Below are 15,451 nucleotides of genomic sequence, written 5' to 3' on the forward strand. Positions count from 1 at the left end.
CGCCCGTTGCACAAGATCCTTGCACAAAATGTGTGCACAAGTACCATGTGTCCATGGAGCCCACGCAGGTCCGCCTCGACAACAAGCAGATCCAGGTGCTCGCCCACCCGCTGCGCGCCCGCCTGCTCAGTCAGCTGCGGCTCGACGGCGCGGCCACCGCCACGAAGCTGGCCGCGGACCTCGACACCAACACCGGCGCGACCAGCTACCACCTGCGCCGGCTCGCCGAGGCCGGGCTCGTCATCGAGGAGCCGGGCGCGGGGCGGGGCCGCGAGCGGTGGTGGCGGTCGGCGCACGACATCAGCAGCTGGCAGCGCGACTCGTTCGCCGGCGACCCGGACGCGCTCGCCGCCTCCGACTGGCTGGACGGCTTCCACCTGCGGCACCTCGTCGACCGCGTCGAGCGCTGGCAGGGCGTCCGCGCCGACGAGTCGCCGCGGTGGCGCACCGCGGCCGGCTTCTCCGACTACCTGCTCAACCTCGGCACCGAGCAGCTCACCGCCCTGACGGCCGAGCTCGACACGGTCATCGAGCGGTACCGCGCGCTCGGCGGCACCGACCCGGCCCCGGACGCCCGCCAGGTCCTGCTCTACGTCTATACGGTGCCGAGGGTGGAGTAGTTTGCGCGCGACCACCACCGGGGTATCAGCACCACAAGTGCTCTCGTCCCCCCGGAGGAACCCATGCTCGCCATCGCCGCCGCCGTCGTCTTCGGCATCTACCTGCTGCTCGACCTGCTCGACGTCAAGAACACGGACCTGTTCAACTTCCCGACGTTCGCGTCGCTCGGGCTGCTGCTGCTCTCCCTCTACCTGGCCGGCGTCGGCGCCGGGCCGCGCTCCGGCACCGGCACGGGCCGCCGCTTCTACGGCCGCCGCCCCGGGCGCGGCTGATCACCCGATTTCGGCACCCGGCCCGCCTTCGCGTGCATTTCCGGCACGCGAGGGCGGGCCGGTACTGTCGGTGCCGACATGGAATTCGACGGACTGTTCCCGCTGAACGAGCCGGGCGGCGTCCGCACCGCGCCACCGGCGGGTGCGGAGTCCGCCGGCTTCACCGCCTGGTCGGCCGACTCGCCGCTGCCCGTCCGGATGCGCCCGGCCGGCCTGGACGAGCTCGTCGGCCAGCAGCACCTGCTCGCGCCCGGCGCCCCGCTGCGCCAGCTGGTCACCGGCACCACGCCGATGTCGGTGATCCTGTGGGGTCCGCCCGGCACCGGCAAGACCACGATCGCCCACCTCGTCGCCGGCGCCACCGACCGGAGGTTCGTCGCGATGTCGGCGCTGACCGCCGGGGTCAAGGACGTCCGCGCGGTCATCGACACCGCCCGCCGCCAGCGCCGCGCCGGCGGCCCGCCGACCGTGCTGTTCATCGACGAGGTGCACCGCTTCAGCAAGACCCAGCAGGACTCGCTGCTCTCGGCCGTCGAGGACCGCACCGTGACGCTGCTGGCCGCGACCACCGAGAACCCCTACTTCTCCGTCATCTCGCCGCTGCTGTCCCGCTGCGTGCTGCTCACGCTCCAGGCGCTCGGCGAGGACGACGTGCGGCAGCTGATCCGCCGCGCGGTCACCGACCCGCGCGGCCTGGGCGGCGCGGTCACGCTCGCCGCCGACGCCGAGGACCATCTGGTACGCCTGGCAGGCGGCGACGTCCGCAAGGCGCTGACCGCGCTCGAGGCGGCGGCCGGGTCCGCGCAGGCGCAGCAGGCCGCCGAGATCGACCTGGCCACCGCGGAGAAGGCGGTCGACGTCGCCGCCATCCGGTACGACCGTGACGGCGACGCCCACTACGACGTGACAAGCGCGTTCATCAAGAGCATGCGCGGCTCCGACCCGGACGCGGCGCTGCACTGGCTGGCCCGGATGCTGGTGGCCGGCGAGGACCCGCGGTTCATCGCCCGGCGCATCGTGATCTTCGCGAGCGAGGACGTCGGCATGGCCGATCCGCAGGCGCTGCTTGTCGCCACGGCGGCCGCGCAGGCGGTCCAGTCGGTGGGCCTGCCGGAGGCGCAGCTCAACCTCGCGCAGGCGGTGGTGCACCTGGCGACGGCCCCGAAGTCCAACAGCGTGACGACCGCCCTCGGCGCTGCGATGGCCGACGTCCGCGCCGGACGCGGCGGTGCCGTGCCGGCTGCGCTGCGCGACTCGCACTACGCTGGCTCGCGTGGCCTCGGTCACGGCACCGGCTACCGCTATCCACACGACGACCCCAAGGGTGTTGTTAGGCAGCAGTATGTGCCGGATGATCTGATCGGCGTGGACTACTACGACCCGACTGACCACGGGGCGGAACGCGCGGTCGGCGAGCGGTTGCCCCGCCTGCGCAGAATCGTCCGGGGCCCGTCCTACCAGGGGCCGCCACCCCTGGGCGGGAGCGGCTCGCCTTCGGGCGGGGCCGGTTCGTCTCCGGGCGGGATTGGCTCGCCTTCGGGCGGGGCTGGCTCTTCCCCGGGCAGGAGTGGCTCGCCCTCGGGCGGGGCCGGCTCGTCTCCGGGCGGGATTGGCTCGCCTTCGGGCGGGGCCGGATCTTCCCCGGGCGCGAGTGGCTCGCCTTCGGGCGAGAGCAAGGCGAACGGTCCGTCTGCCGGCGGGCCCGAGGCGAACGACAGCGGCGTAGCCGCTGGAGAGGACCAGCCGTGAGCAGGCGCGGTGCCGACAGGCCCGACGACGACGCCGACCAGCGCGAACAGGCCGGCAAGAGCCGCCGCCTCTTCGGTCGCGGCCGGCCGGAGGCCGTCGAGCCCGTCGAGGTGCCCCGCGAGGAGACCGGCTGGCTCGACGACCTGCGCACCGCCAAGGAGGAGCGCTCGGCGATCGGCCCCGGCGCCTCCGGCGCCCGCACCAGCAAGAGCGGCCGCAGCGCACCGGGCCCGGACGACCCGGTCGACGACTCGCCGTTCCCGGTCGCCCCCCGGTCCCCGGCGGGACCGCCCTCCTCGGCGCCCGTCAGCGGCGCCCGCCCGCCGGGCCGCGCGCCCGGTTCCGGTGAGCACGCGACCGGCGCCTGGCAGTCGCCACCCGGCCAGAGCGTGCCGGGCCGGCCCGTGCCCGGTCAGCCCGTGCCCGGCCAGTCCATGCCCGGCCAGTCCATGCCCGGCCAGTCCATGCCCGGCCAGCCCATGCCCGGCCAGTCCATGCCCGGCCAGGCGCCGCCCCGCCGTGGTGCGGCACCGGCCGAGCCCGCCGGCCGGCACGCACCGATCGACCGGAGCGAGCCGGGCATCCGGCCGCCGGGCCGGCGCGCCGCCCCGCCCGTGCCCGACCCGAACGACCCGCCGGCACCCGGCCACGGTCGCCGGCAGATCGAGCCGGGACAGGCCGGCGGCCGCCTGCCGACCGGATCCTTCAACACCGTCGGTCCCGCACCGGGCGTGCCCGCCTCCGGCAACGCGCCCGAGGTCCCGGCGGCGCGTCCGGTCTCGCCCGGCCGCCCCGGCCCGGCCGCCCCGGTCTCCGGCGGACGCCGCGGCGCGATGCCGCCACCCGCCGGGGCGGGCCCGCTCCCGGGCCGCCCGGTCTCGCCCGCTAGCCGGGCCGCCCGGCATCAGGAACCCGGCCGCCCGGCCGGTCACGCCCGTCCCGACCAGCCCGGCGCGCCCGGGCCGGTCTCGCCGGCGCCCGGCCGCGGCCGCGCCGACCAGGGCGGTTACCCGCCCGGCCGCCCCGGCGGCGACCAGCCCGGCTTCGGCGCCGGCCGCCCCGCCGGCGACCCGTCCGGTTTCGCGCCGCCCGGGCGCCCCAGCGCCGCGCCGGTGTCCGGCGGCCGCACGGGTGCCGGTACGGGCCGGCGGGCCCGCCCCGACGGCCCCGCCCAGGTCCCGCCGGGCCAGGCCGGCATGGGCCCGGTTCGTGGCGGTCACGCCGCCCCGGAGCAGTCCGGCCCGGTTCGTGGCGGTCACGCCGCACCCGAGCAGACCGGCCCGGTTCGTGGCGGTCACGCCGCACCCGAGCAGACCGGCTCGGTTCGTGGCGGCCATGCCGCGCCCGAGCAGACCGGCGGCCACGCCGCGCGCGACGAGATCGGCGGCTTCGCGACCGGCAGCCGGGCCACCGTGCGCCCGGCCGGCGGCTCCAGCCGCCCGGTCTCGGCGGTGCCCAACGAGTCGTTCGGCTCGCGCAACGCCGCCTCCGCGCACGCCCGCCCCGAGCACCCGGCGGAGCCGGCCGGCCGCCACGGCCGCCCGGATGCCGGACCGCAGTCCGGCGAGGCCTTCGGCCACCACTCCGGCGCGATGCCGCCAGCGGGCCGGCCGGGAGCCCGCCCCGGCGGCCAGCACGGCGCACCCGACCCCGACGACGATCCCGGCACCGGCGCCGTGGGACGCCGCGGCGCACAGGGCCCGCGCGGCCGTGGCGCACCCGACCAGCCCGGCCGGGCCGGGCGCGGTGCCGTGCCGCCGCCGGGCACCGGCGGCCAGCCCGCCCGCGCGTCCGCCTCCGTGATGCCGCCCGTCGTGCCGGGGCGCGAGGGCGTGCGAACGCCCGCCGTGCCCGGCCGAGCGGGTGCCATGGCGGGCAGCGCCTCCGGCGTCATCGGCACGACCGGCCAGATCGCCCGTGCCGGCGAGGCCGCCGACCGGGCGGCCGCGGCCCGCGGCGCCGGCCGCGCGCCCCGCACCGGTCCGCAGCAGGGCCGGCCGGGCCGACCCGGCGCGAACCCGCCCGCCGGCGGCCAGCCCGGCGTGGGTCAGCCCGGCGTGGGTCAGCCCGGCGCGGGCCAGCCTGGCGCGGGCCAGCACAGCGCCGGCCAGCCCGGCCCGGGCCAGCACGACACGGGTCAGCGCGGCACGGGTCAGCACAGCGCCGGCCAGCCCGCTCCAGGCCAGCACAGCGCAGTTCAGCCGGGTGGCCAGGGTCAGCCCGGCGCCGGTCGTCCCGGCATGGGCCAGCCCGGAGCCGGTCGTCCCGGCGCGGGCGCGGGTCGTCCCGGAGCGGGTCGTCCCGGCGCGGGCCAGCCCGGTGTCGGTCAGCCCGGTGTCGGCCAGCCTGGGGTCGGCCAGCCTGGGGTCGGCCAGCCTGGGGTCGGCCAGCCTGGGGTCGGTCAGCCTGGGGTCGGTCAGCCCGGAGTCGGCCTGCCCGGTGCCGGACAGCAGCCTGGCGCCGGCCAGCCCGGGCAGCGGCAGCAGCCGCCGGGCCGGGCGGGTGCCCAGCCGGGTCCGGGTCAGCAGTCCGGAGGCCGTGCGGCCCCGGGCCGGCAGACGGCCGGGCGTGCCGCGCCCGGACAGCAGCCCCGCGGCACGACGGGCCCCGGCCAGCCGGCCGCCTTCGCCGGCCCCGGCCAGCAGGGCACGGGCCCGGTCGAGGCCGGCCAGCACAGCGCCGGCCTGGTCCGCCCGGCGCCCGGCGGTGCCGGTCCAGGCCAGCCGCCGAACGCACCCGGACGTGCCGGTCCAGGCCAGCCCCCGAACGCACCCGGCCGTAATCCGAAGGCACCCGCCGACCAGCCGGGCGCGGCCCGTCCCGGTCAGCCCGGGACCTTCGGCGGTCCCGGCAAGCCTGGCGGCCTCTCCGGCCCGGGCCGGCCGAGCGGCCTTCCCGGTCAGCCCGGCGGCCTTCCCGGTCAGCCCGGCGGCCTTCCCGGTCAGCCCGGCGGCCTTCCCGGTCAGCCCGGCGGCCTTCCCGGTCAGCCCGGCGGCGTTCCCGGTCAGCCCGGCGGCCCGGCCGCCGGACGGCCGGACGGCCCGCCGCGCCCCGGCCAGCCGGACGGCGACGACTTCGGCGGCACCGGTGCGCGCCGCCCCACCAGCCTCGGCGACACCGGCCGGCCCGCCCGCGGCGCCGGCGCTGTGCCCCCGGTGCGCGGCACCGGCGCGGTGCCGCCCGGACCCGGCGCCGGCCAGGCCCCGCCGCCCGGAGTCGCCGTCAGGCCGGTGTCGCCCGGTCGTGGTGGCCCCGACGTTCCGCGTGGTCGTGGTGGTGCTGATCTTCTGCCGGGTCGTGGCACGGCGGATGTGCCGCCGGGTGTCGCGGTGAGGCCGGTGTCGCCCGCTCGTGGTGGCCCCGATGTCCCGCGTGGTCGTGGTGGTGCTGATCTTCTGCCGGGTCGTGGCACGGCCGACGTGCCGCCCGGCCGCGGCCCCGGTGCCGCCGGTGAGCTCGCCGTGCGGGGCACCGGGCAGGTCCCGCCGCCGCCGCCGGTGCGGGCGAAGGCGGCCGCCGCGGTGGCCGTACCCCCGGTCGGTGAACCCTCCGGTGCCGGGCGCGCGACCGCGCCGCGGCCCGCCGTGGCGGTCATCGAGGACGAGGACTCGCCGGGCGGCCTGCGGGGCGCCGGGTCCGAGCTGCGCGCGCAGCTGCGCGAGAAGCGCCGCCTGCGGGTACTGACCCTGGTCACGCTGAGCGTCGTCGTGCTCGGGCTGCTCCCGCTGGTCTTCGGCATCCGCTCGACGACCCGGGATCCGGTCTTCAACTCCCTCGACGCCCTGAGCGTGCCCGGCTGGGCCGACAAGGACGTCGAGGACCGCAGCAGCGGCAGCCGGTGGTGCTTCCTCGACTGCCGGTTCCGGGAGCGCACCGCGCAGTCCGACCGGCCGTTCGAGGAGACCGACAAGGTCTACTCGACGGCCCTGGCCTCGGCCGGCTGGAAGGCGCGCGGCGGCGAGTGCGCGGAGCAGCCCACCACCTCCGGCAAGTACACCTGCTGGACCCGGGACGAGTTCACTCTGGACCTGTGGGTCCGGCTGCCCGAGTGCGCCGTCGACGCCGTCGCCGCGCAGGATCCGGCCACCCTGCCGTCCACCGGGCCCGACGGGGTGGTGGCCACCGCCGACCCGTCGAAGTGCACGGGATCGACCGTCAGCATCAAGGTGCAGAATGCGATCACCGACCAGCGTGGCAAGCCCGAACCGGCCGTCGATCCGTCCCTCGTCGGCGAGACGCCCGACCCCGTGCTGACGAACGATCCCCTGCTCGAGCCGACACCGAAGGCTTCGTGACGCGCTTGCCGGTCACGGACGGTAGGGTCTGCACGTTGTCACGCTGTGAGGGCATCGTCAGTAGAGGAGACGTGTAGATGGACGTAACCGCCGGAGAAATCGCAGGCCTGATCGCGGCGGGCGCGTTTCTGATGCTCGTCCTGGTGCTGGCCGTGCCGATCCTCAAGCTGCGGCACACGGTCGACGCCGCCACTCAGGCGATCAACGACCTGAACGACCGGACCGGCCCGGTGCTCGGCAACGTCAACGAGACGGTGGAGAACGTCAACACCGCGCTCGGCCAGGTTCAGGTCACTTTGGACGGCGTGAACGTGCAGCTCGCCAAGGTGGACACGATGACGGAGCACGCGCAGAACGTCACCGCGAGCGTGGCGAACCTGGCCACGGTGGTGTCCGCCGCGGCCGCCAATCCGTTGATCAAGGTGGCCTCGTTCGGGTACGGCCTGCGCAAGGCGACCGCCGCCCGCCGGCACGCCGAGGAGGAGCGCGAGGTCCGCGCCACCCTCAAGCAGCGCCGCAAGGCCGCCCGCGCAGCTCGCTGATCATTTTCGAACCGGGAAGGAAGACCGCCATGAAGCGGCTGCTCTGGCTGGGTGTCGGCCTGGCCGTCGGCGCCATCATCGTGCGCAAGGTCACCCGCAAGGCCAACGAGTTCACTCCGACCGGCATCGCCACCTCGCTTTCGGAATCCGCTGGCGGTCTCGTCGAGTCGCTGCGTAACTTCGTGGAGGACGTCCGCGAGGGTATGGCCGAGCGCGAGGAGGAGATCCACGAGGCCTTCGCCGCGGGCGAGCTCTACCAGGACAAATTCGCCGAGCTGCGCGAGGACGCGCAGGACGGCACACCCGGGCGGCAAGCCCAGGAGGGTCAGCGATGAAGACGGCGGAGATCAAGCGGCGCTTTCTTGCGCATTTCGAGGCCAACGGGCACACGGTCGTGCCGAGTGCCCCGCTGCCGGCTATCGAGGACCCGAACCTGCTGTTCATCAACGCCGGCATGGTGCAGTTCGTGCCGTTCTTCCTCGGCCAGCGCACCCCGCCGTACGAGCGGGCGGCGAGCGTGCAGAAGTGCATCCGGACGCCGGACATCGACGAGGTGGGCAAGACCTCGCGGCACGGCACGTTCTTCCAGATGAACGGCAACTTCTCGTTCGGCGACTACTTCAAGGCGGAGGCGATCCGCCTCGCCTGGGAGCTGTCGACCAACACGGTCGACAAGGGCGGCTTCGGGCTGGACCCGAGCCGGGTCTGGGCGACCGTCTACCTCGACGACGACGAGGCCTTCGAGATGTGGCGCGCCACCGGCGTGCCCGCCGAGCGGATCGTGCGCCGGGGCAAGAAGGACAACTGGTGGCACATGGGCATTCCCGGGCCCGGCGGCACCTGTTCCGAGCTGTTCTACGACCGCGGCCCCGAGTACGGCAAGGAGGGCGGCCCGGAGGTCGACGAGGACCGGTACATGGAGTACTGGAACCTCGTCTTCATGCAGTACGAGATCACCGACGTGAAGAGCAAGGACACCTTCACGATCGTCAGTGATCTGCCCAAGAAGAACATCGACACCGGCATGGGCCTGGAGCGGGTCGCGTCGATCCTCCAGGGCGTCGACAACCTCTACGAGATCGACGAGGTCAAGCCGATCCTGGCGCGGGCGGCGGAGCTGTCCGGCAAGGTGTACGGCGCGCACTCGGGCCACGAGGCCGGCACGTCGCACCCCGACGACGTGCGGCTGCGGGTGATCGCGGACCACGTCCGCACCACGCTGATGCTCATCGGCGACGGCGTGACCCCGTCGAACGAGGGCCGCGGCTACGTGCTGCGCCGCATCATGCGCCGCGCGATCCGGGCGATGCGCCTGCTCGGCTGGCAGGGCGCGACGTTCCCCGAGCTGCTGCCGGTGGCCCGCGACTGCATGTCGCCCTCGTACCCGGAACTGGCGGAGGAGTTCGTCCGGATCTCCACGTACGCGTACGCGGAGGAGGAGGCGTTCCTGTCCACGCTGCGCGCGGGCACGACGATCCTCGACTCGGCGATCACCGAGACCAAGCGGTCCGGCGGGGCGAAGCTGAGCGGCGCGCAGGCGTTCCAGCTGCACGACACGTACGGCTTCCCGATCGACCTGACCCTGGAGATCGCGGCCGAGCAGGGCCTCGACGTCGACCGGGAGGGCTTCCGCCGGCTGATGGCCGACCAGCGGTCCCGCGCGAAGGCGGACGCGGCCGCGCGCAAGTCGGGTCACGCGGACCTGTCGGCGTACCGGTCGATGCTCGACGACGGCGGCCCGGTGGAGTTCACCGGCTACGCGGAGGTCACCCGCGAGTCGCGGGTGCGCGCGCTGCTCGGCGCGGGCGGCAAGAGCGTTGCGGCGGCGGGCGAGGGCGACTACGTCGAGCTGGTGCTCGACACGACCCCGTTCTACGCGGAGGGCGGCGGCCAGCAGGCCGACACCGGCGTGATCAACGTCGGCGGCGGCCAGGTCGAGGTCGTCGACGTGCAGCAGCCGCTGCCGGGCCTGATCGTGCACAAGGCGCGGGTCCTGCGCGGCGAGGTGCGCGCGGGTGAGACGGGCTTCGCCGAGATCGACGTGACCCGGCGCAAGGCGATCTCCCGCTCGCACACGGCGACGCACCTGATCCACCAGACCATGCGCGCGTTCCTCGGCGAGTCGGCGACCCAGGCGGGTTCGCTGAACGCGCCGGGCCGGCTGCGCTTCGACTTCAACACCCCGGGTGCCGTCTCGGCCTCGGTGCTGCACGACGTCGAGCAGCAGGTCAACGAGGTGCTGCTGCGCGACCTCGAGGTACATGCGTTCATCACCACCCAGGAGGAGGCGCGCCGGCTCGGCGCGATGGCCCTGTTCGGGGAGAAGTACGGCGATGAGGTCCGCGTGGTTGAAGTCGGCGACTACGCGCGTGAACTCTGCGGCGGCACGCACGTGGCCCGCTCGGGTCAGCTCGGCCTGGTGAAGATCCTCAACGAGTCGTCGATCGGCGCCGGCGTACGCCGGGTCGAGGCGCTGGTCGGCATCGACGCGTTCGGCTTCCTGGCCAAGGAGCACCTGCTCGTCGCGCGGCTCGCGGAGCTGTTCCGGGTGCCGGGCGACCAGGTCGCGGACCGGGTCGAGCAGACCGTGACGGCGCTGCGCGACGCGGAGAAGGAGCTCGAGAAGATGCGCGCGCAGCTCGTGCTCGGCGGCGCGGGCGCGCTGGCCGAGCAGGCCCGCGATCTGCACGGCGTCGCGTACGTCGGCGCCGAGGCGCCCGAGGGCGCGGCGGCCAACGACGTGCGTACCCTGGCGCAGGAGATCCGAGGCAAGATCGATTCTGCCCGCCCGGCGGTGGTCGCGGTCGCGGCCCGGTCGAACGGTAAGGCGTCACTGATTGTAGCGATCAACGCAGCTGCGCGGAGTCGCGGCCTGTCGGCGGCCGATCTTGTGAAGGGCGCCCTTTCCGGGCGGGGCGGCGGCAACGCGGACCTCGCGCAGGGCGGCGGCGTGCCCGCTGACCAGGTAAATCAGCTTTTGGCGGCGGTGGAGAAGGCGGTCGGCGAGGCTGCCTGAGAGAGAGGCCGGCTCAATGAACGCGTTGCCGCGGGGTAGGCGGCTGGGCGTAGATGTGGGTAAGGTCCGCGTCGGGGTCGCACTCAGTGACCCTGACGGGATCTTGGCCACCCCCCTGGTCACAGTTGCCCGTGACATGGGTGCGGCGCCCGACGCCGTCCCCGGCGACATAGCTGAGCTCGTGCGCCTCGTGGGGGAACACGAGGCGGTGCAGATCGTCGTCGGCCTTCCCGTGCGCCTCAATGGCGCCGAGGGGGCTGCCGCCATCGACATTCGTGCGTACGCTGGGCGACTGGAACGTGCGGTCGGGCATGTTCCGGTCGTTCTGACGGACGAGAGGATGTCGACCGTGGTCGCGACCCGTAGGCTTGCCGAACGTGGCGTCCGAGGGAAGCGTCAGCGGGCGGTCGTCGACCAGGCGGCCGCGGTGGAGATCCTGCAGAGCTGGCTGGACGCGCAGCGGAGGCAGACGAGATGATCGACGAGCTGGACCTGGCGTTCGACGAGCAGGTCGACAAGACCAAGCCACGCCACCGGCGGGGCTCGCGTGGCTCGAAGGGTAAGGGTGGCCGGTCCACCGTCGCCTTCCTGATGGTGTTCATGCTGCTTGGCGTGCTCGGCGTCGGTGGATATCTCGGCTACGAGAAGGTCAAGGGCTTCTTCACGGCGGCCGACTACGACGGCCCGGGCACCGACCCGGTGCAGGTCACGATCGCCAAGAACGCCACGCTCACCGACATCGGCAACACCCTTGTCGACGCCGACGTGGTGAAGAGCACGGCCGCGTTCACCGAGGCGGCGGACCAGAACCCCAAGGGCAAGAACATCCAGTCGGGCACCTACAACCTGCGCAAGCAGATGGCGGCCGAGCAGGCCGTCACGCTGCTGCTCGACCCGAAGTCCCGGGTGGTCGCCGGCGTGGTGATCCCCGAGGGCAAGACCGCCCGGCAGACCTACGAGCTCCTCGCGAAGGGCACCGGCCTGCCGCTGAAGGACTTCCAGGAGGCGGCGAAGGATCCGGCGGCGCTGGGCGTGCCCGACTTCTGGTACAAGCGCCGCGACGGCAAGAAGGCGGCGACCACCAGCGTCGAGGGCTTCCTGTTCCCGGACACCTACGAGTTCCCGCCGAAGTCCACCGCGACGGAGATCCTCAGCATCATGGTGCAGCGGTTCATGACCGTCACCGGCGATCTCAAGTTCGTCGACAAGGTGCAGAACAACCTGTCGGTCTCGCCGTACGAGGCGTTGATCGTGGCGTCGCTGAGCCAGGCGGAGGCGGGCATCGCGGCGGACTACCCGAAGGTCTCCCGGGTGGCCTACAACCGGGCATACAAGGAAAAGATGCCGCTCCAGTTCGACGTGACCACGAACTACTGGCTCGACCTGCAGGACAAGAGCGGCAAGCACTCCGGCCAGATGACCCAGGCCGAGCTGGAGGACCCGAAGAACCCGTACACGACGGAGCTGCGGGTCGGCCTGCCGCTCGGCCCGATCAACAGCCCGGGCGAGGCGGCGCTCAAGGGCGCCGAGGCGCCGGCCGCCGGACCGTGGCTGTTCTTCGTCGCGGTGGACAAGACCGGCAGGTCGGCGTTCGCCACCACCAACGCCGAGCACGAGGCCAACATCCAGAAGGCCTGCAAGAACGGCATCCCGCTCTGTTGACGGACCGGCTACAGCCCTGTCGTGCCGCGGTCTGCGGCAAGCCGATCGGTCATTCGCTGTCCCCGGTGATCCACAATGCCGGCTTCGCGGCCGCCGGGCTGCGGAGCTGGACGTACACGTCCTTCGAGTGCGCCGAGGCCGAGCTGGGCGACCTGGTGGCCGGGCTCGGCCCCGAGTGGGCCGGCCTGTCGCTGACGATGCCGCTGAAGGAGGCGGGCCTCGCGCTCGCCGCGGCGGCGTCGCCGGTCGCGGTCGCGACCGGCGCGGCCAACACTCTGGTACGCCGGCCGGACGGCACCTGGTACGCCGACAACACCGACGTGCCGGGGATGATCCGCGTGCTCGAGGACGCGGGCCTGCGTCGCGGGCCGGCGGTGACCGTCCTGGGTGGCGGCGGCACGGCCCGCGCGGCGCTCGCGGCGGCGGCCGGGTTCGGCGCCACCGAGGTGACGGTGGTGACCCGCCGGCCCGAGGCGAGGGACGAGCTGGCACCGGCCGCGGCGGCCCTCGGCGTGACGATCGTCGGCCGGGACTGGTCGCGGGCGGCGTCCGCCTTCGACGCCGACGCGGTGATCTCGACGGTGCCGAAGGGCGCGGCGGACGAGTTGGCGACCGCCGTGCGGTTCTCGCCGGGCGCCGTGCTGTTCGACGCGATCTACGACCCCTGGCCGACCCCGCTCGCCGCCGCGGCGCAGCGCCAGGGCGTGCGGGTGGTGTCCGGGCTCGACCTGCTGCTGGCGCAGGCGCTGGGCCAGTTCGAGCAGTTCACCGGTGTGGTGCCGGCGCCGGAGAGCGCCATGCGCGCGGCGCTGACCGCGGCCGCCGGCAGCAGGTGAGCCGGCTCCGGCGGCCGGCGACAGGTCCGTAAGGCGGGACGGCGGCCACCTGAAGGCGTCCGGCGCGGCGACCGTGCCAGACTGTGACTCGTGTTGCGTTGGCTGACCGCAGGTGAATCCCATGGCCCCGCGCTCGTCGCGCTCCTCGAAGGGGTGCCCGCCGGTGTGCGGGTGACGAGTGCGGACATCGGCCGCGACCTCGCGCGCCGCCGTCTCGGCTACGGCCGGGGCGCGCGGATGGCGTTCGAGCAGGACGAGATCGAGATCATCGGCGGCGTACGCCACGGTGTCACGCTCGGTAGTCCGGTCGCTATCCGCGTCGGCAACTCGGAGTGGCCGAAGTGGCGCACGGTCATGTCCGCCGACCCCGTCGACCCGGACGAGCTCGCGGCGCAGGCCCGCAACGCGCCGCTGACCCGCCCCCGGCCGGGCCACGCCGACCTGGCCGGCATGCAGAAGTACGGCCACACCGACGCCCGGCCGATCCTCGAGCGCGCCAGCGCCCGGGAGACCGCGGCCCGCGTCGCCGTCGGCGTGGTCGCCAAGGCGATCGTCCAGCAGGCGCTGGGCATCGACATCGTCTCGCACGTCATCGAGCTGGGCTCGGTCGCGGCGAAGGCGGGCCTGGTTCCCCGGCCCGAGGACGCCGACCGGATCGACGCCGACCCGCTGCGCTGCCTCGACCCGGAGGCGAGCGCCCGGATGGTGGCCGAGGTCGACGCGGCGAAGAAGGACGCGGACACCCTCGGCGGCATCGTCGAGGTGCTCGCCTGGGCCGTGCCGCCGGGCCTCGGTTCGCACGTGCAGTGGGACCGCAAGCTGGACGCCCGCCTGGCCACCGCCCTGATGTCGATCCAGTCCGTCAAGGGCGTGGAGATCGGCGACGGGTTCACCCAGGCCCGCTCGCGCGGCTCGGTCGCCCACGACGAGATCATCCCGACCGCGGACGGCGTGCGCCGGATCACCGACCGGGCCGGCGGCCTGGAGGGCGGCATCACCAACGGGGAGAACCTGCGGGTCCGTGCCGCGTTGAAGCCGATCTCCTCGCTGAACCGCGCCCTGCAGACCGTCGACGTCAACACGGGCGAGGCCACCACCGCGATCAACCAGCGCTCGGACGTCTGCGCGGTGCCGGCCGGCGCGGTGGTCGCGGAGTCCATGGTCGCGCTGGTGCTGGCCGAGGCGGCGACGGAGAAGTTCGGCGGCGACTCGGTCACCGAGATGCGCCGCAACCTGGCCGGCTACCTCGACAGTCTGCTGATCCGCTGATGGCGCCCGTCGCGGTCGTCGTCGGGCCGCCCGGCGCGGGCAAGACCACGGTCGGCCTGGCGGCCGCGGCGCTGCTCGGCGTCGAGTTCGCGGACACCGACCACCTGATCGAGGTCCGGGCGGGCAAGCCGATCCCGGAGATCTTCTTCGACGACGGCGAGCCGGCCTTCCGCGCCCTCGAGCGCGCCGTGATCGCCGAGACCCTCGGCTCCTTCGAGGGCGTGCTGGCGCTCGGCGGCGGCGCGATCCTGCACGAGGGCACCCGCGAGGCGCTGCGCGGGCACACCGTCGTGTTCCTCTCGGTCGAGCTGTCCGACGCGGTCAAGCGGGTCGGGCTCGGTGTTGGCCGCCCGCTGCTGAGCATCAACCCGCGGGCGACCCTGAAATACCTGATGGAGGAGCGCCGCCCGCTCTACGCGTCGGTGGCGACGCACACGATCGCCACCGACGCCCGCGAGCCCGACGAGATCGCGGCCGAGCTAGTGGCACTTCTCAAGAACGCCGGCTAGCGCGTCCGGCTCGCTCAGCATCGGCCAGTGCCCGGTGGGCAGCGGGACGATCTCGGCCGTGGTGAGGCCCGCGAAGAACGGGTGGCCGGCGGCCATCATCTCCGTGACCGCCTCGATCGGGAGGCTGCAAGACACCAGCGTGGTCGGCAGGTCCTCGGAGGTGGCCCGGGCGCCGAGCGGCTGCACCACCGACGCGGCCGGGTGCGGCGTGCCGCGGGTCCGCAGCAGCGTCAGTGCGGCCTCGTCGAGCCCGGCGAGCAGCGCCGGGTCCTTCTCGGTGTCCCACTCGCGCGGCGGCACCGAGTCGCCCTCGGGCGCGGGCCCCGGCGTCATCGAGGCCTGGGTCGCGCCGACGGGCAGGGGCCCGCTGTCCACGTAGACCACCCGGGCGACCCGGTCCTTGAGCCGCAGGGCCGCGGCGCTGACCGGCAGGCCGCCGTAGCTGTGCCCGACAAGCACCACGTCGCGCAGGTCCTCGGCCAGGACCAGCCGGACGATGTCCTCGGTGTGCAGGTCCAGGTCGGTGCCGGGGCCGAGCAGGTGCGCGCGGTCGGCGACCCCGGTCAGCGTCAGCGGGTAGACCTCGTGCCCGGCGTCGCGCAGGGCCGCGGTCACGTCGCGCCACGCCCAGGCGCCGATCCACATGCCAGGAACCAGTACGTATGTCGTCATGCCCACCA

At 74.4% G+C, this 15,451-nt stretch carries 13 protein-coding genes; 12 read left to right on the forward strand and 1 reads right to left on the reverse strand.

The window, feature by feature from the left end:
- The first annotated feature begins 53 nt into the window (after positions 1-53).
- The 12 genes from BJ971_RS09020 (at position 54) to BJ971_RS09075 (ending at position 14,771) form a co-directional block, all read left to right on the forward strand.
- Positions 54-620: a helix-turn-helix domain-containing protein gene (locus tag BJ971_RS09020; RefSeq protein ID WP_184991538.1), complete on the forward strand. Its 567-nt coding sequence runs from the start codon at positions 54-56 to the stop codon at positions 618-620.
- A 63-nt stretch (positions 621-683) separates the two neighbouring features.
- Positions 684-893, forward strand: a complete 210-nt coding sequence (locus tag BJ971_RS09025) for a hypothetical protein (RefSeq protein WP_184991540.1) — start codon at positions 684-686, stop codon at positions 891-893.
- Between the two features lie 78 nt (positions 894-971).
- Positions 972-2,642, forward strand: a complete 1,671-nt coding sequence (locus BJ971_RS09030; RefSeq protein ID WP_184991542.1) for a replication-associated recombination protein A — start codon at positions 972-974, stop codon at positions 2,640-2,642.
- Positions 2,639-6,937, forward strand: coding sequence for a hypothetical protein (locus tag BJ971_RS42000; protein WP_311772743.1), 4,299 nt, complete (start codon positions 2,639-2,641; stop codon positions 6,935-6,937). The genes BJ971_RS09030 and BJ971_RS42000 overlap by 4 nt, the downstream gene beginning before the upstream one ends.
- Positions 6,938-7,014: 77 nt before the next feature.
- Positions 7,015-7,479 (forward strand): DUF948 domain-containing protein, encoded by a 465-nt coding sequence (locus BJ971_RS09040; RefSeq protein WP_184991543.1) that lies wholly within the window; start codon positions 7,015-7,017, stop codon positions 7,477-7,479.
- A 29-nt stretch (positions 7,480-7,508) separates the two neighbouring features.
- Positions 7,509-7,814, forward strand: coding sequence for a hypothetical protein (locus BJ971_RS09045; RefSeq protein WP_184991545.1), 306 nt, complete (start codon positions 7,509-7,511; stop codon positions 7,812-7,814).
- Positions 7,811-10,495 (forward strand): alanine--tRNA ligase, encoded by a 2,685-nt coding sequence (alaS, locus tag BJ971_RS09050; RefSeq protein ID WP_184991547.1) that lies wholly within the window; start codon positions 7,811-7,813, stop codon positions 10,493-10,495. The genes BJ971_RS09045 and alaS overlap by 4 nt, the downstream gene beginning before the upstream one ends.
- A gap of 16 nt (positions 10,496-10,511) precedes the next feature.
- Positions 10,512-10,973, forward strand: coding sequence for a Holliday junction resolvase RuvX (gene ruvX / locus BJ971_RS09055; protein WP_184991549.1), 462 nt, complete (start codon positions 10,512-10,514; stop codon positions 10,971-10,973).
- Positions 10,970-12,157: an endolytic transglycosylase MltG gene (mltG, locus tag BJ971_RS09060; RefSeq protein ID WP_184991551.1), complete on the forward strand. Its 1,188-nt coding sequence runs from the start codon at positions 10,970-10,972 to the stop codon at positions 12,155-12,157. Before ruvX ends, mltG begins: the two co-directional genes overlap by 4 nt.
- A complete protein-coding gene (locus BJ971_RS09065; RefSeq protein ID WP_377885418.1) occupies positions 12,154-12,993 on the forward strand; it encodes a shikimate dehydrogenase in 840 nt (279 codons plus the stop codon). The genes mltG and BJ971_RS09065 overlap by 4 nt, the downstream gene beginning before the upstream one ends.
- A 90-nt stretch (positions 12,994-13,083) precedes the next feature.
- Complete coding sequence (gene aroC / locus BJ971_RS09070; protein ID WP_184991553.1) at positions 13,084-14,262, forward strand: chorismate synthase; 1,179 nt, start codon at positions 13,084-13,086, stop codon at positions 14,260-14,262.
- Positions 14,262-14,771 carry a shikimate kinase gene (locus BJ971_RS09075; RefSeq protein WP_184991555.1) on the forward strand — a complete coding sequence of 170 codons (510 nt, stop codon included), beginning with the start codon at positions 14,262-14,264 and terminating at the stop codon, positions 14,769-14,771. Before aroC ends, BJ971_RS09075 begins: the two co-directional genes overlap by 1 nt.
- Here BJ971_RS09075 and BJ971_RS09080 read toward each other — a convergent pair.
- The gene (locus BJ971_RS09080) at positions 14,742-15,443 is read right to left on the reverse strand and encodes an alpha/beta fold hydrolase (protein ID WP_184991556.1); all 702 of its coding nucleotides are present in this window, start codon (positions 15,441-15,443) and stop codon (positions 14,742-14,744) included. The two genes, BJ971_RS09075 and BJ971_RS09080, sit on opposite strands and share 30 nt — an antisense overlap.
- Positions 15,444-15,451: the final 8 nt, after the last annotated feature.

This window comes from Amorphoplanes digitatis (assembly GCF_014205335.1).
GTDB classification, from domain to species: domain Bacteria; phylum Actinomycetota; class Actinomycetes; order Mycobacteriales; family Micromonosporaceae; genus Actinoplanes; species Actinoplanes digitatus.